13 protein-coding genes are annotated in these 17,847 nt (G+C 61.1%); 9 read left to right on the forward strand and 4 right to left on the reverse strand.

Annotation, left to right across the window (positions count from 1 at the left end; all coding sequences use genetic code 11):
* The first annotated feature begins 48 nt into the window (after nucleotides 1–48).
* On the forward strand, nucleotides 49–969 hold the full coding sequence (locus tag AC5YGJ_RS04540; protein WP_483003809.1) for a TIR domain-containing protein: 921 nt from the start codon (nucleotides 49–51) through the stop codon (nucleotides 967–969).
* A gap of 2 nt (nucleotides 970–971) precedes the next feature.
* Nucleotides 972–1,673, forward strand: coding sequence for an adenylate/guanylate cyclase domain-containing protein (locus AC5YGJ_RS04545; protein ID WP_496185880.1), 702 nt, complete (start codon nucleotides 972–974; stop codon nucleotides 1,671–1,673).
* 7 nt (nucleotides 1,674–1,680) lie between these two features.
* On the opposite strand, the gene AC5YGJ_RS04550 is transcribed toward AC5YGJ_RS04545, so the two are convergent.
* Entirely contained in the window at nucleotides 1,681–2,760 is a 1,080-nt protein-coding gene (locus AC5YGJ_RS04550; protein ID WP_496185881.1) for a tyrosine-type recombinase/integrase, read from the reverse strand.
* Nucleotides 2,761–2,879: 119 nt separating this feature from the next.
* On the opposite strand from AC5YGJ_RS04550, the gene AC5YGJ_RS04555 reads away from it, so the two are divergent.
* The 7 genes from AC5YGJ_RS04555 to AC5YGJ_RS04585 all read left to right on the forward strand — a co-directional run bounded on the left by AC5YGJ_RS04555 (nucleotide 2,880) and on the right by AC5YGJ_RS04585 (nucleotide 9,845).
* Nucleotides 2,880–3,782 carry a DNA-binding protein gene (locus tag AC5YGJ_RS04555; RefSeq protein ID WP_496185882.1) on the forward strand — a complete coding sequence of 301 codons (903 nt, stop codon included), beginning with the start codon at nucleotides 2,880–2,882 and terminating at the stop codon, nucleotides 3,780–3,782.
* 295 nt (nucleotides 3,783–4,077) lie between these two features.
* The gene (locus tag AC5YGJ_RS04560; RefSeq protein WP_496185883.1) at nucleotides 4,078–5,637 is read left to right on the forward strand and encodes a hypothetical protein; all 1,560 of its coding nucleotides are present in this window, start codon (nucleotides 4,078–4,080) and stop codon (nucleotides 5,635–5,637) included.
* A gap of 203 nt (nucleotides 5,638–5,840) precedes the next feature.
* The gene (locus AC5YGJ_RS04565) at nucleotides 5,841–6,617 is read left to right on the forward strand and encodes a hypothetical protein (protein ID WP_496185884.1); all 777 of its coding nucleotides are present in this window, start codon (nucleotides 5,841–5,843) and stop codon (nucleotides 6,615–6,617) included.
* 254 nt (nucleotides 6,618–6,871) lie between these two features.
* Entirely contained in the window at nucleotides 6,872–7,015 is a 144-nt protein-coding gene (locus tag AC5YGJ_RS04570; protein WP_496185885.1) for a hypothetical protein, read from the forward strand.
* A gap of 33 nt (nucleotides 7,016–7,048) precedes the next feature.
* Nucleotides 7,049–7,399 carry a hypothetical protein gene (locus AC5YGJ_RS04575; RefSeq protein ID WP_496185886.1) on the forward strand — a complete coding sequence of 117 codons (351 nt, stop codon included), beginning with the start codon at nucleotides 7,049–7,051 and terminating at the stop codon, nucleotides 7,397–7,399.
* Entirely contained in the window at nucleotides 7,396–7,812 is a 417-nt protein-coding gene (locus AC5YGJ_RS04580; protein WP_496185887.1) for a hypothetical protein, read from the forward strand. The genes AC5YGJ_RS04575 and AC5YGJ_RS04580 overlap by 4 nt, the downstream gene beginning before the upstream one ends.
* 197 nt (nucleotides 7,813–8,009) lie before the next feature.
* Entirely contained in the window at nucleotides 8,010–9,845 is a 1,836-nt protein-coding gene (locus tag AC5YGJ_RS04585; RefSeq protein ID WP_496185888.1) for a DUF7380 domain-containing protein, read from the forward strand.
* A 588-nt stretch (nucleotides 9,846–10,433) separates the two neighbouring features.
* Here AC5YGJ_RS04585 and AC5YGJ_RS04590 read toward each other — a convergent pair.
* The 3 genes from AC5YGJ_RS04590 to AC5YGJ_RS04600 all read right to left on the reverse strand — a co-directional run bounded on the left by AC5YGJ_RS04590 (nucleotide 10,434) and on the right by AC5YGJ_RS04600 (nucleotide 17,844).
* A complete protein-coding gene (locus AC5YGJ_RS04590) occupies nucleotides 10,434–10,898 on the reverse strand; it encodes a hypothetical protein (protein WP_496185889.1) in 465 nt (154 codons plus the stop codon).
* A 1,052-nt stretch (nucleotides 10,899–11,950) separates the two neighbouring features.
* Entirely contained in the window at nucleotides 11,951–12,202 is a 252-nt protein-coding gene (locus AC5YGJ_RS04595) for a hypothetical protein (protein ID WP_496185890.1), read from the reverse strand.
* Nucleotides 12,203–12,531: 329 nt separating this feature from the next.
* On the reverse strand, nucleotides 12,532–17,844 hold the full coding sequence (locus AC5YGJ_RS04600) for an RHS repeat-associated core domain-containing protein (RefSeq protein ID WP_496185891.1): 5,313 nt from the start codon (nucleotides 17,842–17,844) through the stop codon (nucleotides 12,532–12,534).
* Between the last annotated feature and the right edge of the window lie 3 nt (nucleotides 17,845–17,847).

Consider the following 17,847-nt stretch of genomic DNA (forward strand, 5'->3'; position numbering starts at 1 on the left):
ATTTGTCGTATATTGGGAGCCAGTTCACACTTTCAAGGAAGGGAAGGTATGGGGGCGAGCATTATCGAGCGACTTTCTGCCGACGGCGGCAGGCGACTGGTGGCGGCCTTGGCCGAGTTCCGCACCCTGGCGGGGCTGGAGGCTGCTGCCACGCAGCTGGCTGAGGCCGGGGAACTGCTGGACGTGGCGGCTGGCGCGTCCTTCATCACGCAAGAAGATGCCGAAACCGACGTCTTTTTCATCGTGGCCGGTGCGGTCGACGTGATCGTCAATGGCAAAGTGGTCAATACCCGCCGAGTCGGGGAACACGTGGGGGAGATGGCAGCCATCGAGCCGACCCAGTTGCGTTCGGCGACCATCACCGCCACCGAGCCCACAGTGGTGCTGAAAGTGCCTGAAAGCGATTTCAGTCGCGTTGCCGATGCACACCCATTGATCTGGCGGCGCTTGGCAGCTGCTCTGTCGCGCCGGCTGAAGGAACGCAATCGAATGATTACGGCCCCCCGCGAACGGGTCCGGGTCTTTGTGATGTCCTCGGTGGAGGCGCTGCCGGTCACCCGCCTGCTGGTGCAGCATTTCGAGCACGATCCCTTCCTGACGGTGGTCTGGGACCATGGCGTTTTCCGCGCGGCCAACTACACCCTTGATGAGCTGGAGGCCCAGCTGGAACAGGCGGACTTTGCCATTGCCGTGGCTCATGCCGACGACATGGTGATCAGCCGCGGTGACGAGTGGCCGGTCATGCGCGACAACGTCGTCTTTGAGCTGGGCATGTTCATTGGGTTCCTGGGACGTCGGCGCGCCTTCCTGATGGAGCCGCGCGAAGACAAACTGAAGCTGCCAAGCGACCTGGCGGGGCTGACTACGGTTCCTTACCGATACAAACCGGGTGCCGATGCCCGTGCCTTGCTGGCACCGGCATGCGAGCAGATCCGCGCCCGGATTCTCGCCGCTGGACCGAGGGACTGACCATGACAGTGCTGGAAGAGATGACGGCAGCAGTGGAAGCCATCACGCAAAACCAGTGGTCAACCCGGCAGGGCCAGGTCGTGCCCGATCCTGAGGATCTGCGGCTGGGCAACGACGCAGTCGAGTTTGATCGCGCCACGGTCCTGTACGCAGACCTTAAAGGCTCCACCAAGATGGTCGATGCCGAGCATTGGTGGCTGAGCGCGGAGATCTACAAAGCGTTCCTGCATTGCGCCGCCACCATCATCAAGAAGGAGGGCGGCAAGATTACCTCCTACGACGGTGACCGCGTCATGGGCATCTGGGTCGGTGACCGGCAAGCCACGCCAGCCGCCAAGGCAGGGTTGAAAATCAACTACGCGGTCAAGAATATCGTCGTGCCGGCACTGCGGCGCCAGTATCCGCACTGGGCCGGCACCGTGAAGCAGGTGGTCGGAATCGACAGCAGTACAATCCGCGCTGCACGCACGGGTGTGCGCGGCGGTAATGACATCGTGTGGGTGGGGCGCGCTGCCAATCACGCCGCCAAGCTGACCGAACTGGACCTGGATCCGACCACCTGGATCACCGACGAGGTGTTCACCCGGTTGGCGGATGAGTCAAAGTATGGCGGCGCGCCGCCGGCCTTGATGTGGAAACCTTACGACTGGATCCAGCAAGATAATCGCCGCATTCATGGCTCCAACTGGACGTGGAAGGTCTAGCCAGCGATTAGGGAGCTTCCGATAGTCGCGCCGCAGGGTTGTTCACAGCGCCGCCTTGCTGGAAGTAGCCGATCACACTGGCCACCGAGCGGTGATCGGTCATCGCCATCAGTGCCGGCAGCGCAACGCCCTGCCGCGCCCCTTCGGTGATGAAGCCCGAGCGCAGGCTATGCCCGCCGAAATCTCCGTCCAGGCCGGCCAGCGCGGCGCGGCGCTGGATGATCAGAGCGATGGCGCGGTCGCTCAAACCCGGGCCGACCCGGTCACCCCATACCCGGCGGAACAGCGCCCCTTCGATGAGCTTCGCGGCATCCAGCCAGGCCTGCAGCGCGGCGGCGGCCGCGCCTAGTAGCGGCTTGTCAGGACTGCCGCCGGCCTTGGGCCCGTCCTGCAGGGTCTTGCCCTGGTCCAGGTGGTAGACAAAGCCGCCCTCGGGCAGCGCACGCAGATGGGTCAGGGTCGCTGCCGCCACCTCGCTGCGACGGCGACCGCCCGTGGCAAAGCCGAAGTAGAGCAGGGCGCGATCGCGCACACCTACAAGGTCGGGGCCGCAGGTGGCCAACATCGCGTGCAACTCCACCCGGGTGATCGCCGCCTTCTTGCGTGGGCGCTCGCCACGCTTGTGCGCGGTTCGGCGTGCGCTCGCCAACAGCTGACTCACCTCAACGCTGTCGATGGGATTGGCCAGTTGCTGCAGTTGATGGGCCTTGCTCAACACCGAAACGCGCTGGGTGAGGGTGGCCAACCGCCACGGGCCGATGCGGCTCTTCAGCTTGGCCGCGACCAGCGCCTGGTCCAGCGCGGCCGGCAGTTCCCAGCGCACGCCGCCGGCGGTTTCGCGGGCCACGTGGTCGACGATGAATTGCACGACGGCTGCCGCCGGCAGCGGCAGGCGCAGCGCCTGACCGTAGCGTCCTTGATACCAGCCGGCCCAGTAGCGTAGGGCGGTGCGGTAGCTGCGCATGGTGTTGGCACTGCGCGCCGCCGCCACGATCTGGTCGGCGGCGGCGGCCGCCCCAGCAGACAGCTGTGCAGGATCGGGCAGGGAAGGGAGCCGATCAACGGTCAATGAAGGGATGCTTTTCATATGTAGTATGTATCCCTCATTACAGATAGGGCGGTTGTATTCCGATAATTCTACATTATCGGAAGTACACACTTGCCGCCCGCTCAATTGCATACCGGAGACCCCGTATGGCTCGTGGCGTGACCGAACTGGACGTCCACCAGGCCGCCGATGACATTGTCAGTGGCGGCGAACGACCTACCGTTGAACGGATCCGCGATCATCTGGGCAGCGGCTCGCCCAATACCGTGACCCGTCACCTGGACAGCTGGTGGTCCAGCGTCGGCGCGCGGTTGCGCCAGCGCGGCCGCGAGCAGGCGCGTCCCGACGTGCCGGCAGCAGTAGATGCACTGGCACTGCGCTGCTGGACAGCGGCATTGGAGGCGGCCGGCGAGCACGCTCGTGCCGCGGTTGCCGGCGAGCGCGCCGACCTGGCGGCCGCGCAGGCCACTTTGATCGGCGAGCGCGAGGCGCAGGCGCAAGACCGCGCACATTGGCTGGAGCAGCTGAGCCGGGCCGAGCATCGCGCCAGCACGCTAGACGCCACCGCAATGGCCCTTCGCGAGCAGCTCCAGCAGATCGGCGCGCAGGCCGACGACCTGCAGCGGCAGCGCGATGGCGCGTTTGCCCGCAATGAGCGCCTGGATCAGCAACTGGCTGCCTTGAGCGCGCAGCTGGAGGCGCAGGGGCGGCAGCACGAGCGCGAGCGAGCTGAGCTGCGTGCGCATATCCGCGCCACCGAAGAACATGCGCTGGGCGAGGTTGATCGGGCTCGCCAAGCACTTAGGCAGTGCGAGCGCAGCGCGAACGCTGCGCTCGCCCAGCACGCTCGCCAGCTTGCCACCGCCGAAGCCACTCGTCGCAAAGCCGAGACCGCCGCCACTGCAGCCCAGCGCGAGCTGCAGGTGCAAACCGCGCTGGCGGCTGGCTACGCTGCCCAATTGGGCGCGCTGGGGGATTTACCCGAGCAACTGCGCGCAGCCATCGACACCGCGCGCCCGGCGGCCGCCCGCCGCCGCCGCGCCGCACCTGGCACTCCTTAGCATCGGGCCGGGCGGCACTCTCCTATGGCAATGCCGCGGAGATTTCGCTCAAGAGCGCGCGATGCCGGCCGCTAAGCACTCCATCGCCGATGCCGTAGCGCGATTGAACGCAACGTGGGCTCACCGGTGCGCGCGTCCCATGCCCCCGTGCCCGCCGCCCAAAATGGCGGAGCACGCGATACGCGGTGGGGATGATGCGCTACAGGGGGGGCTTGTTCGGAAGGTGCAATCAGCTACTCTTCCTGCACCGGCACTGAGCCGGAAGAACGCGTCGCACAAGGAGGGTGGGGGCGGTATGAGAACGGTATATGCAACGGCACTGGAGCTGCGCGGCCGCGGCGACATGACCGCAGCGCTGGAGTACATTGGGCGCTGGATCGAGGACTGGTATCGCCGCCGGCGCCTTGCCATCGAGGTGACCTCTATTTTGGTGGAAGGCGAATCAGTCTCCACTCCCGCGCCAGGCCACGAACTGTCGATACGGCGCTACAGCAGCCAGGGAACGCCTGACACCTTGCTGACCGACCTGCGCTGGGCGCATCCGGATCAGTATGACAAGAGTCTCGGGTGGGTTACTACCCTAGCCTTGCTCAGCAAGAACGAAAGCTTGCTGATCTCCTTGGAGGTGGCAGTCACCGGCTTGAAACCTGTTATTGCACCGGCACGCATCAGCCTGGGATCGCCGCGAGTGATCCGCGACATTGCGAGATTGCGCTCGGTTAAGCTGGGCGGCCATCCCTACGGGGTGGCACCAGAATTGCTCGGGGCAGAGGATGTGGAGGCACTGGCGAGCGAGCTCAGCGATCCGACCCGTCCGTATCCAATCGTGCTGGTGTCCCGCCGTGTGGCCGACGACGTGCCGCTGGTGGATGCCACCGAGCTGGCAGACCGTCTTGCGGGTGCAGCGAAGGTCTACGAACTGCAGGACAAGTGGGCCGGGTTCCGCTTGACTGAAGAAGTGGGCAGGCCCGCTTCCTGCTACGGAGGCGCCATTCGGCTGTACTGGCCCGGATTCTCGGTAGACGCAGATCCATTCCTGCACCCTCTGTGGATGCCTTGGCAATTTAAGGATGCAGAATCCAGCGAGCGAAGCTTGCTACAGCTATGCAACATCGTCTTCGACGCGGCGGCATTTAGACATTTGGAGCCAGCGGCCATCAACAGCGCTCGCCTCAACGCACAACGCGAGGCACGAGAAGCAGCGCGCAGCGGCCATTCCAAGTCTGAAGACCAGCTGCTGGAAGACTTGATCGCGATGGAGCAAAAGTTGGAGGCCCTCGAGGCCACTCATGCAGAGGTGCTGCAGGACAACCGGACGTTGCGTGAGAATGCCGCCGCGCTCTCAGCACACATGGACTGGAAGGTCAGCGTCACGCCGCTGCCTGAAGCCACCGAAACCCAAGCCGAGATCGGTCCGCCCGGGAGTGCGGCCGAGGCAGTGCAACGCGCTGCGGCAGGTGCGCGCCGCCTGCACTTCCTGGCTTCGGCTTACGCCTCCGCTGAGGATTCTCCTTACAAGCAGCCCGAGCGCGTCCAGCAGGCGCTTGCTGCCCTGGAAGAGGTTGCAGAGATATGGGTGGGCACGCTGGATGGAAAATCGGGCAGTTCGGTGCGCGAGCTGTTTAAACAGCGTGGGTTCGACTATTCCGACGACGTGTCCCAGACGTCCAAAGGGAAGTGGGGCAGCGAGTACCAAATCATCCATGACGGTCAAAAGATCGATATCTCCCCTCACATCACCTTGGGCGCTAAGCAGGCAGATACGTGCCTCTCGATTCACTGGGCTTGGGACAAAGCCAGCAAGATGGTGCTGGTGGCCCATGTGGGACGCCACAAGACCAACACCAAAACTTAGCACCTCTAAACCTCGACGCTCAGCATGTTCGCGACGCGGCGTTGAACGGCCACGCGTTAAGCAAGCGGGCAAATCTGAACCCGTCGCGATTGCAAGGACTGGTCGCAGTGGCGACGCCCACTGGGGGTCCACACCAGACCGCCGTTCCATCAACAGTCCGGCCACTTTGTCCGTCGCCCAGACTCTGAACCCAATAGAATCCAATGAGCTCCAACCCGAATTCTCCAACGACACTACCGCTCGATCAAAGCTGCCAGAATTTCAGCCGATACATGAAGAGCATTGTGCTGCCGGCGATTGCTGACTTTGAAACGCGTGTCAGGTCAGGGAATATCTCCCTGCATCATGTGTTCTCCATAAATTTCTTTCTTGCCCATGCAGTGGACTATGTCCACGCGATTCGTAAGGCCGACGGCATTAACGGGGGAAGGAGAAGCTTGGTGAGTTCGTTCGACCGGCTGTCTGCAGTCGAGGGGCTGCACCTGAACGATGTAAAGTTTGAACTGATTGATGCTGTCAACAATTCGATGAAGCACATCGCGTTGGACCCAGCCAAATACAAGACCCTTGAGGAACGGTACGGACCAATTGCGTTCCACTGCCTGATCGAGAAGCAAGGTAAGGTTCTCTTCATGCTGGATGGCTATCGATTTGACTACGCGCGCGTCGTAATCCTTCCGGTCGTAAAGGCCATCCGAATGGTCGATTTTGACGATATCGAAGACATCCTCTCCTTTGCGCGCGGTGAAATGGCTGCGCCCTATTCGGTCGAGACTTGGGCAGGAGAGGGCGATGACCCTATTGAGGAGATGATTCAGTACTGCAATCCGCAATGCGATGCGTGCGGGGAAGGGCGGGACGATTGCAGTTGTGCCACGTACATCTTTGACGGGAAAACCGCAACATTCCAGTCTGCGTTCAACGCATCCTTCGACTTCGACGGCGTCATGTCCCGCATCTCTGGCGTGTATGTGCCCTGAAGCGGTCGCTTATCCGCATCGCCCCCTCTTCGCGTGCGGGTGCGCCCGATCGGATGAGTCCTGCATATAGCGTTTGCGCAGGCGATCATGCCGCCGAGCTGGCTACCACCATACCGCGTCGAACGAGCTGGCGAGAGAGGCCGGCACCGGCGCCCGTAGCCAGCACTACGACATTCACGAGGCGAGGGCGGGCGGACGGCACGCGGGTTCGAGCCGTCGCTGCAGAATCATTCTCACCCCCAGGAGAGTAGTCAATGATGAAGAACTCGCAATTGAACCGTATTCCCAGTATTGAGCTGCAACTGCTCAAGTGGATTGCTCTGGTCGATGCGGCAATGATCCCGGACTGTGTGGACCTGCAACGCGCCGGCACCCAAATCTGGATCAAGCGCGCCTGACACGACCTGGCCGGCGTCGGCGAGGAGGTTCCGGTGCTCACCTTGAGCAACGTTCAAGTCAAGCGCAGGCTGCAAGGGAAGGGCTGGTTCACCGGATTTCTGGACCTGTGCGATACCTTGGTCCCTTGGCCGCCGCTGTATATCGAGCGCGTGCAGAATCAGCGACTACCTGCGTTCCTCAAGCGTAAGGGCTTCATCGCACTGCAGCACGACAACTTCTACTGCCCTTCCAAAAGCTGGCGCGCCGCCAACGGGTGGACGCCGGAGGATAACCAAGCCTTGGTCGCACAGCAGCAGGCTGACCGAGCACACGTACGCCCCCTATGGGAAAATCTCGACGCCATCGCCCACTTCATCGCACGAAAGAAAGAGAAACCCCGATGACACCCACCATTTCCAAACGCGCGCACGCAGCCGACATGACAATGCTCGTGCTCTTCATAGCACTGTTTCCGGCTCTGTCAGCGCTGCATGCCCGGGTTTTCAACGAGCTGTATCACGTTCTGGCCGGCGTGCTGCTCGGCGGGATCGCCGCGCTCAGCCACGCTTTGCTCCACGATGGCTTCGTGCGCTGGCGTCACGCCGGTGTGGCGGGCATTGAACGGTCCCGTTCGCTGCGGGTGCTGCTGCTGGGGATGGTGTACCCCGCGCTCGGGTTGGTTAGTGGCGTGATTGCACTGGTTGGCTGCGCACCCACCTTCGGCGTGCACTACACGATCGGCTTTGCGGCGGGGGGGACGGTGATGGGGTGGCGGGCCAAGGCCGCGTTGGCGCGCAAGCGAACGCTGGGTCTTTGACGACGGCCACCGGAGATCCGACCTGCCCACGCACTGCAGGACGCCATCTTCCAGCGGCGCTAGCTACCGGTACGGCGCTCCCGCGCCGGGGCGACCGCCACCCGGCGGCGATACAGCTTAGCGGCTCGCTACCACGACACTATCGATGCCACCGGCGCCTGCCCGGCGTCCTCTCCAGATCCTGACGAGCGTATGCCATGCCCATTCCCAACCCTCCCGGCTCCACTGAGGGGCAGCCACCCGCACGACCAGCGTTGTCTTTGCTCAGCGTTCCTTTTGAGCCGGGATTGCTGAGCGCGGTAGGCTGGGAGGACGGCCTGGCCGATCTGGACTGGAGCGAGACCGACTGGGACCTTGCCCAGCAGATAGCCCAACGCGCCCGCCAGGCCCAGCAGAGCGGACGTGCCACCGCCTCAGCGCTTCTGCAGTTCGTCGCCAGAATCAGTTCGATGAGCCTACAGGTCGGCGGCACCACCCTGTTCATGCCGCGCATCATCACTCCAGATGGCACCTCCGCCGGACTTGACCACATCAACGCCAATGACCTGCAGGCGATGATGGCGCTTGCACGTCAGGCGCCGACTGACTGGCTCACCGCACGCTGCGCCGATCTCGCGCTGGCGACGAACCGGATCACGGGGCGGGAAATACAGCAATTGGCTGCCCTTGGGGCGCGCAGCTACTTGCGCTTGGCGCAGCGTGCCGCCGCCGAGGACGTTACTCCGCAGGCGATAGATCACCTGCGACGAGCCCTGGACCTGGGCTGGCGCGGCCTGCGCAAAGATGAGGGTTTCCAAGCCGAACTATGGGTAACCTTCATGGCCATGTTCCAGTCGGTACTGGATGGCCCGATGAAGGGGTTGGCCAGCCGTTTCGCCGAGGAGCTACTCCGCCGCGCAGACGCAGAACACACCCAAGCGGCCGCAGCGTTGCTGGAGACCGCCGCGGCAGCGATTGACCCATATGTGGATATAGATAGCGAGCTGACTCATCTGTTGTTCCAACTGGCAAGCCGCCTTTGGCTTTCACTCAACCTTGTCGAGCGGAGTCGGCAAGCCGGTCGGAAGGCCGGGGAATCACTGGTGGTACGCGCCGGCCGCGCGACCTCGGCCATGGTCGCGTCGTACTGGATGGCCCAGGGCATTGCCGAGCTGCGGCAGAATCACGCGCCACGCGAGCGTATTCGCGAACTTCAGCGCGAGCTGGAGGACGTGCGTCTGCGCATCAACGATGAGATGGGGGAGATCAGCACTCCAGTAGACACTCGCCCCATCCACGCGTGGGTGGACGAACACCTCGCAACGACGGACTATCCGACCTCGCTGATGCGAATTGCGTTCAGCTTCACCGATAACTCTGACTTTACGACCGAGGTAGAACACGCGAAAGCACTCAAAGCAGGCTACCTCAACGGGTGGCTCGGGAGCACGGAGCTGGATGCGGACGGTGTGCCGCTGCGCTCGCGCCCACCGTTTGATCCCAAGAATCCCGAACACCTGGAGACCGCCGCGATCGAAAGCGTCTGCCAGACCCGCTACACCTTCCTGCTGGCACCGTTCATTCTCAGCAGCGTGCGGAAGCTCTCCGAGCGATTCAGCAGCTCCTTCAATGACGTCCTGTCCTTCGTGAGCAGAAGTCCGGGCGCTCCCGAGGGGCACCACAAGCAAATCGCACGTGGGCTGGTGGCAGGCCTGCAGCATGAGTGGGACACGGCCGGGATCAATCTGCTTCCGATGATCGAGCCGATGGTTCGCGCTCAGTTGAAGGCGCACGGCGTCAACACGTTGGTGTCCAACAAAGTCAACGGCGAACAGGAGCGTTCGCTGTCTGAGTTGCTGGAGCTTGATGACGACGCAGGCATTCTTCCGCGAGGCCTGAACTTCGAGCTAAAAGCCCTGATGACGCATCGGGCGGGCTGCAATCTCCGCAACCTTTATGCACACGGACTACTCAGCGATCAACAGCTTTCGACCTTCCCCATTGTCATCACTTGGTGGGTCGTGCTGAGGATGGTATTGGAACCTTACCGCTGAAGCGGGCAAGCAGCTGCGGGGACGCTGTCGACACGGGCCTCGTCAGGAGGGGGGGGCTTCGCTGTGCAATAGGCAGTGACCTACCTAACTGCCTTGCGGGCATGCCGCGTGACCCCCGATCAGCGTTGCAGACGCGATACCATTCCAGTCCCCGTACCCCAACAGCCAGATCGATGGCACGGCGACCGCACGCAGACCGATGCCGTCGACCTCGTCACTCCTCCATTCGGTTCCATGAGCCCATTGCATGCCGGCGGGGGAGAAGTGGTCCGGTGGGCAGAGCCCTGGCTGGAGGGGGATGCAGCGAGACGGAAAAGCTGCCCCGACTGATCTTTGCGCTGGGGGTGGGGCAGCTCATTGCCTAATGACTGGTGGGCAGTTTTGGGCATGACGACCTCCGCCGCTATAGTTGAACTACAAGTACATCCGGGAGAGGCTAAGACCATGAACCTGATACATGAAATGCTCCGCGCGTTCGTCCAGGGGGCGAGAGAGACGCCCGCTGGATTTTTCTCGCCGATCTTTGGGGTGTGGCGGATCATGTTCACCCAGACCGACCGGGCAATCGCCCGACGCCACCGATAAAGCTCATTCAGTTTCGTCGTAAAACTCGACCCACGCGGCCCGCAAAATGCAGTACGGATCAGTGGCCAACATTTCGGCCGGAGTTGCACCATCGAGCTTCGCGTGCGGAGTGAGGAACCACTCGACCTCACCCCAGCCTGTGGTGCGGCGCAGGCCGTCCGACTCGAGCTCGAACGGGCCGAATTCGCGCAGAACCTTCAGAATCTCAGCCAAGTGAGCAACCGGCTGGCCGTCAGAGTGGAACTGCCAATTCGGATAGCGGTAGCCGGGCGACGGCTGGGTGACGTACACCCCTAATAGCTTGCCTGCGCGGCGCAACTGACTGACAAGCTCACTACCGTTGGGAGCATTAGAGTTAAGCATGTGACCGACCTGCGCGGCACTCGGCCATTGCGCAGCGAGTGTTTGGCGCGCCGTAGCCGCATCGCGGAGGATCCGTTGCTCCGGCGTAAGGGTGTCGAAGTGCATGCGGGCCCCTCGATCAATGATGACTACACAGGATGTGAGTCTAGCAAGCCAAAGTTTCGCCGGCGAATCTGCCACAGCCTCCGACGTCGCTTGGGAGACGCCCGGGTTTCAGTCGCACAGGCATCGCGTACTGTATGTCTGCTGCATGAGCTACTGGTGTAAGAGTGCAACTATCTACACGATGCAAGCGTGTGGGGAAAATGTCTCAATTCGCCGAGTTAGATGCGGTCATGTGCACCGAGCCTCAGGATCTTGAAGCTTGCGAATGAATAGGCAAGGGCACTTGAAGGGAGCAGCAATCGGCGCACAATGCGGCTCGGACGTCAGCTCCCGGAGGACCACAATGCCCACGTCAATCACGCAAGAGGAGGCTTTCTTGGCGCTTACCTCCCTACTTGAGAGGGGGCAGGTGACTAATCAACGCAATCTTCGACTAGAACTCGGCGGGCGTGGCTCGGGCGCCACGCTAAAGCAGTACATCGATGCGTTCTACGCCCAGTTTGGCCATCTGATGGTGACGCCGCCGGACGCTGAACCTGAGGGCGCGGATGAACATCGAACGCCACGGCCGGATGATTTGGACCGGTCGATAGTGCGTGGCGAAGGCTCATAGATCTGCTCAGTGCTTGGGAATCAGACTTGGTGCGCCGAGTGGATGTCCTGTCCAGGCGTGAGACCGAGCTGCGGAATCAGGGCGAAAAGTACAAACGTAGTTGCGCCACCAGCGAAAACGCAGTCGTGCCGAAGAGTACAAATTTACTTAGCGCAGAAGTACAAAGATAGTTGTCCCGTCATTGCCACGCAGAACCTGCAAAGCCCATCACCGACCGATACATCATTTCGCATAATGTATATTATGTTCTGCGCAATTCCGGGTGGCTAGCACAACGCTTGCTACTCCCCAGGCGCCCACCTTCCCATGATGCCCGTTTTACCTTCGTCCCAGCGACGCCCGCCCTCCTGCGAAGGCTAAGAGGCGCAGGCGCGATGCATAGCTTGTGCCAGCATCGCGACGTCGCTGATTTCCAGGGCATTTCTGAAGATTCCAGGAGCTACACCATCCAGTACCAGCTAACGAACAAGGTCGTCAGAACCTGACCAGCCAGCAGCATCGCCACCGATCGCTCTCGAATCAGCCCAGCAGTGATCAGTGCGGAGAGCAAGCCACATCCAAAGACTCCCTGCAATGCCAGAACCACGACTTTGGATGAAATCATCGATGCCTCCTGAGACGCGAACACGAAAAGCACAAGCGGCAGTGTGGACCCGAGCCAACTCAACAAGAAACGGCGCAGAAAATTCATAACTTCCTCAGTGACTCGGCACATTCAAGCGTTCGAATGGACTCTCGAGCAACGCTGCCACGCAAATTTCTTGCCTGGTCACCGCTGCCATATCCAACTGACAACCAGAATCGTCATGAACTGCGCTGTGAGCAGCATCGCAACCGCGTGCTTTCGAATAAGGCAAGCCACGACCAATGCAGAGACGAATCCGATCGCCAGCGATGCTGCGACAATGATCGAGAGTTGACCCCACGAGATATTCGACCAAGACTGTGAAGCGAGTGTATATAGAGTTAGAAGGAACGCAGACCCAAGCCACGCCAACAGAAAACGATTCTTGAAGCCCATCAGAACTCTCCAGGGTGCGCCTGCTCGTACAAAGAATTAAACCAATTGTTACGCCCTTTCTCGCGCGCAGCATCCAGCATTGACGTCGCCGGGTCATACAGCCCCCTCATCTCCGGATGAGACGCCCTAGCCTGGTTCAAGAAGTTCTCCGCTTGTTCGCGAGTCAGCTGTTGGCCTGGACGATAACCGGCATCTTCGTACGCCTTCTTCAACTTGGAGTCCAGCGCGCCGCACTCCAGCGCATCCTTGATTGGTCGCTGGGGCCCAACTGCGGAGGGCTTCATTGCATTTACAATAGCTTCCAGCCTGTTACCAGCACGCCTCAACTGACCACCAAGCCCTGGAACGTCCTTCAGAGAGAATGGATTGAACTCGATCACATAGCGCCACTCGTTCCCAATACCCCCTGCCCGGCTGGCATACGCCCGCACCTGAAGCAATCCGCTTGGATCCACATAAGACACAGGGTCGCCGCCAACGTATGCGTAGGGATTCAGCCCTCCAGCTAGACCGATTGGATCTTCGGAGATAAAACGACCCGTGCTCACCTTGTAGTAGCGCGCGCGATAGTAGTACAGGCCTGATGCATCCCGCTCTCTCCCAGCGAAGAGGTAGGGATTCTCGAATCCGTCGGACTGTGCGACCACGTCCCCATAGGGATCATAGTCGTAACGGTTGATCACTCTTCCATTGACATCTGTCAATGCTCGAGTGCTCCCCAAGTGATCGACCAGGAAATAGGCGCGCCGCTCCCCATCGTTGCGAGCAAATCGCTGGTCAATCTCCAAGCCTGAAAGAACGGGATTGGCGACTGCACCTCGCCTCTCTTGCACTACGTTGAAACCGTCATACAGATACTCAGTCGTGGCTCCGTTCTCGGTCCTACTGGTACGACGCCCCATCACGTCATAAGTGAACGTCGCGATCTCCGCCCCTCCTTCGGTGATGCGAGCCAGTTCATTTCTGGCATTCCAAATGTAGCGCCGCGCACCCTCCGCCGTAATGTTTCCGTTGGCGTCATGCTCAATTGGAACCGCGCTGCCACTCAGCTGCCTCTGATTGTCATCGTACTGACGAATCAGTGAATCGCCCTTGGGTAGAACAGATGACGCGTAGCTGCCCGTCTGCGATATCAGTCGACCATTGCTGTCGTATCCATAACCAAGATCTCCCAGCGCGGGCTCGCCATCCCGCCCCCATGCGATGCCAACTACCTCACCACTTTCGCCATACACGCGACTGGAGCGAACTCCGTTGGGCAGCACGGTGCTAATTAGACGATTGGCGATATCGTAATGGAACTGCACTGCCTCTCCCGCCTGCGAAAGTCTTACCAAACGATCACCGGCATCGAACTGATAGCTCACAATAGGCTGATCGTCAACCTTCATCGAGGCTCGGCGACCTGCGAGATCATAGGTGTACGAAATCAAGCCCTGCGGTGTGGCAACTGAAAGCACACGGTCCTGCCCGTCATACGTCCAGGTCGTGACCCCAGAAGCAGAATCCGAAAGGCGGACCCGCCGATTTCCCGCATCATACTCGGCGGAAACCTCGTTTCCATCCGCATAAATGGCGCGCGTCACACGCCCGAGGAGATCATGGACGTATCGTGTCACCACGCCGCGACGATCTGTATAGGAAACAAGGCGACCCATAGCGTCGTACGTCCAAGCCTCCACCTGACCGAGCGCATCGGTCCTTTTTGTCAAGCGGTTGCGAACATCGTACTCATAGCTGATCCCAGCCAGGTGAGGCAGCAACACATCCGTCAGATTGCTGTTGCCATCGTAAGCCATCTCCGTCACCGATCCATCAGCTGCGACGGTCTTGACGAGTCTCCCCAACGCATCGTATTCCACACGCGACACGCCGCCGTCCATCTGCTCGCCAGCAATCGGACGTCCAACTGCGTCATGACGGAAAGAGGCAACGCGACCCGAGGGATCGGTGACCGCTGCCATATCGGGACCGACGTAATGGATGGCCGAGGTGTTGTAGAAGGCATCGGCAATGGAATCGACCTGGCCAGCAGCGTTGCAACTGAACACTGAGCTGTTGCCCAGTCCGTTCACGCTTTTGGACAGACAGCCATTCCGATACTCGAAACTCCAGGTCCGCCCGAGTGGTGCGGTGATGGAAATTAGGTTTCCATTGCCGTCGTAGGTGGCAGCCGCTGATGTCGCGTGCGCCGTGCCGGCCAGAGCAGTAATGCGTGAATCGTTGCCCGAGGCATCATACTCATACTCGGTTCGTCGGCCCAATGGATCCACTCGAGCCGTCATGCGGCCCTCGCTATCGCGTTCAAAGCGATATGTTTGCGCCAACGGCGTCGCGTAAGCCAATGTGTCCGTCGCTGGATATAGACCGTTCTCGAAGGTTACGCGCCGCTGACTACCATCTGGATGAGTGACCAGTGTTCCATTGTTCGTGCCATCGAAATGATCGTACTGAATTGCGTATACCGCTCCATCGGCCAGCGTCTGACGAACCACCTGCCCAGTGGTGATCACACCGGTCCCGATCAGATCACTCTCTTTGTACTCATTGAAGAGCAACCGATTCCCGCGCTGATCGTAGATCTCATTCAGGAGATGCTGCTGGACCGGCGCCTTTCCATAGGTCTTGTATCCATACCGACGGAACGAACTGTCCGGATAGATCACCTTCGCCAGCATACCCAAGGCGTTGTACTCGTACCGCCATGTAGTACCGAGTGGATCAACCGCTGAGATGATCCGGTTCTGGGCATCGTAGTTCAGGTCAATATGCCGCCCATGGGGCGACACTATCCGGCTCACACGACCCGCGTCGTACTGGTACTCGATCGTGTTCCCAAAGCGGTCCTGAACCGTCTTGATTCGGTTGGGGCTGTACTGCTCGAAGGTCATCTGGCTCCCGTCGCGCAGTTTCAGCCGGTACTTCCACCCGCCCTCGCTTTCAGAGGAGAGGACGGCGCCCGAGAAACCATGCTTTCCGTTGTAGCGCCAGGTGCCGTAGGCCTCACTTCCCGAGGTCTGCTGAAACACCAAAGGTGTGCCGTTGGGAAGTACGAGCTGCATCTGGGCATAGCTGTTCTTCCTGGCAATGCGATAGTTGAAGCCGGCGCCAGTTCCGATGCCGAACTCGCGCTTCACCGAATCGCTGGGTCGATAGTTCCGCCCCAGGATAAGCGGCATCACGTCGGCAATCGAGATGTCGGTTTCCTGGTATGTGAATCGCCCTGTTCGAAGATCAATCGGGTCACCCGCTGTCGCGTTGCTGCCGGTACCGGCATTGCATTCGCCACATTCCTGCGGGTCTGGAGGCATCCCCTCCTCCGGAGCCGGGTCGTTCGGACTGACCGCCGCACCAAAGCTCACCACTTCGTGAAGCGCAACTCCCGGCTCCGGGACGAACTGAGTCTCTTCCTTGTTTACCCGCCCCTGGCCGTACACACGCCACCCTTCCATGGCGTCGTAGAGCCAGAAGTCGGCACGCGTCCCTTCTGGATGACGGTCGTAGTTCGGATAGTGGACAGTGGCTCCCCTGCCTGCTTTCGGCGTAAGACCCTGCAGAACGGCGCCGCCGGGTTGCAGGGTGAAGTACATGGAGAAGTTCGCCGGAAGCGGATAGGGCGAGCGGTTGATCGGCGTGGGGACGATCGCCACTTCCGTCACGATCTTGCCCTTCTGATCCCGAATGACCGTGCCAGCAGGAAGATGCAGCTCCATCCCCGGCAGATCCGGATGAGTAAGCGTCATGTCCTTGGCACTGGGAGAGGAAATCTTGATCTTGTCCCGCTCAGTGATGCGCGGCAACCACATGGTGAACGGGACCTGGGTGAGCTCACCCTCCTTCACATCCACGCCCGCAACGAACTGTCCGTACTCATAGCCCGCACTATTGGCAGTCGTACCGTCAACATAGACGCGCTGGCGCCCCGCAGGAACATCGTACAGAAGGAACTGTCCACTCTGGTTGGTCCGGGCGCTGTTGGAACCCACACTGACAGCTACACCGGCCACTGGCACGCCATCGGTGCGCAGCACCGTTCCGGCCAAGGCAGTCTTACCAAGTGCCTTGTAGAAGGCTGGCATGAATCCCAGGTAGGAAAGTTCCGGTTGCCGGCCAAGCATGCGCCAATGGTCGCCCAGATTGTCCTGCCCTGGCGTCCAAACGCCTTCGTCCATGCTGCTCGCGCGCGCACAGGGCTGAGGCACCCGAGCTCGACCACCGCAGTAACGGACATTGCTTTGTGACTGGACAGTCTTGGTGGCGCCGGCCGATGCTCCCTGGGCACCGGCGTCCGGAGAGAGCGCCACCGTTGTGAAGTCGACCATCATCAGGGGGAGGGCCCTACCCTGCTGTGTACGAACGCCATCAACCATCAGGGTATAGGGAGCATTTGGGAAGAGCGGCCGCGCCGGCTTCACAAAGACAAGGCGCCCTCCTTCAGCCGCTACGATGTGTGCCCTCGTTGTTCCACCCGGCCCGAACAAGGTGATGTTCGCGTCGTTGAGGTCATCCAGTCGCGCAGGCTCGGTGAAACGAAGAGCAAGACGGGCGTCCACATTGACGTCCTTGCCGCCCTGCATGGGGAGCGCGCCGGCCAACCCTTCGGACGATGACCGTGACACCGGCTCTGGCCCACGAACTACGACCTTGTTGCTGGCTGGATCGAACAGCATATCCGCGCGTGAGCCAACGGACCCTGCTCCGCCATTGAGAAGATCGACCTGGCCGTCTGCGCGCAGCACCGCCCTGTGGCCTGAGCGCGGCGCAGTACCCTCTGGCTGAATCAGCTGCCCCAAGTCAGGGCTCCAGACCTCGTAGCCGCTACCCTCCCCGTCACCACCGGCGAACAACACGCGGCCGTCTGTCAACACGGTTGCTGTATGGCCACTCCGCGCACTCATCGGCAACCCAAGCGCAGGCTCAAGCACACGCAGTTGCGGATCGAACCATAGCCCATCCTGCTGCAGCCTTCCCTGGCCATCCCGCCCGCCCCAGATCAACACGCGCCCGTCAGGCATCATGGTGAGGCTTGGATTCCTGCGAACCTGAGGCAGCGACCAGCGCCGTGAAACCTGGCTTCCAACCGAGTGCTGCAGCTGAAGTTCGGCGCCACTGGAGGAGACCAGCAACAACTGGCCTTCCGGAAGCCGGAGTGACTTCTGGATACCAGGAGCGCCAGTGCGCTCAGCCGCCCTGGATGCATTCTCCGCGGACGTACCGGATGCGAACAGCTGCTGGGACGGCCCCACAGCCCCGACCAGACCCAGTAAAAGGCCGATCAAGAGAACGTTCCAGCGATTGCGATTGCTGACCATGCC

The organism is Stenotrophomonas sp. CS3K5 (assembly GCF_059515225.1).

What these genes read in the sequence shown, in the direction of transcription:
- AC5YGJ_RS04540 (WP_483003809.1), top strand. Translation starts at nt 49, where the DNA reads ATGGGGGCGAGCATTATCGAGCGACTTTCTGCCGACGGCGGCAGGCGA.
- AC5YGJ_RS04545 (WP_496185880.1), top strand. Translation starts at nt 972, where the DNA reads ATGACAGTGCTGGAAGAGATGACGGCAGCAGTGGAAGCCATCACGCAA.
- AC5YGJ_RS04550 (WP_496185881.1), bottom strand. Translation starts at nt 2,760, where the DNA reads ATGAAAAGCATCCCTTCATTGACCGTTGATCGGCTCCCTTCCCTGCCC.
- AC5YGJ_RS04560 (WP_496185883.1), top strand. Translation starts at nt 4,078, where the DNA reads ATGAGAACGGTATATGCAACGGCACTGGAGCTGCGCGGCCGCGGCGAC.
- AC5YGJ_RS04565 (WP_496185884.1), top strand. Translation starts at nt 5,841, where the DNA reads ATGAGCTCCAACCCGAATTCTCCAACGACACTACCGCTCGATCAAAGC.
- AC5YGJ_RS04570 (WP_496185885.1), top strand. Translation starts at nt 6,872, where the DNA reads ATGATGAAGAACTCGCAATTGAACCGTATTCCCAGTATTGAGCTGCAA.
- AC5YGJ_RS04580 (WP_496185887.1), top strand. Translation starts at nt 7,396, where the DNA reads ATGACACCCACCATTTCCAAACGCGCGCACGCAGCCGACATGACAATG.
- AC5YGJ_RS04585 (WP_496185888.1), top strand. Translation starts at nt 8,010, where the DNA reads ATGCCCATTCCCAACCCTCCCGGCTCCACTGAGGGGCAGCCACCCGCA.
- AC5YGJ_RS04590 (WP_496185889.1), bottom strand. Translation starts at nt 10,898, where the DNA reads ATGCACTTCGACACCCTTACGCCGGAGCAACGGATCCTCCGCGATGCG.
- AC5YGJ_RS04595 (WP_496185890.1), bottom strand. Translation starts at nt 12,202, where the DNA reads ATGAATTTTCTGCGCCGTTTCTTGTTGAGTTGGCTCGGGTCCACACTG.
- AC5YGJ_RS04600 (WP_496185891.1), bottom strand. Translation starts at nt 17,844, where the DNA reads ATGGTCAGCAATCGCAATCGCTGGAACGTTCTCTTGATCGGCCTTTTA.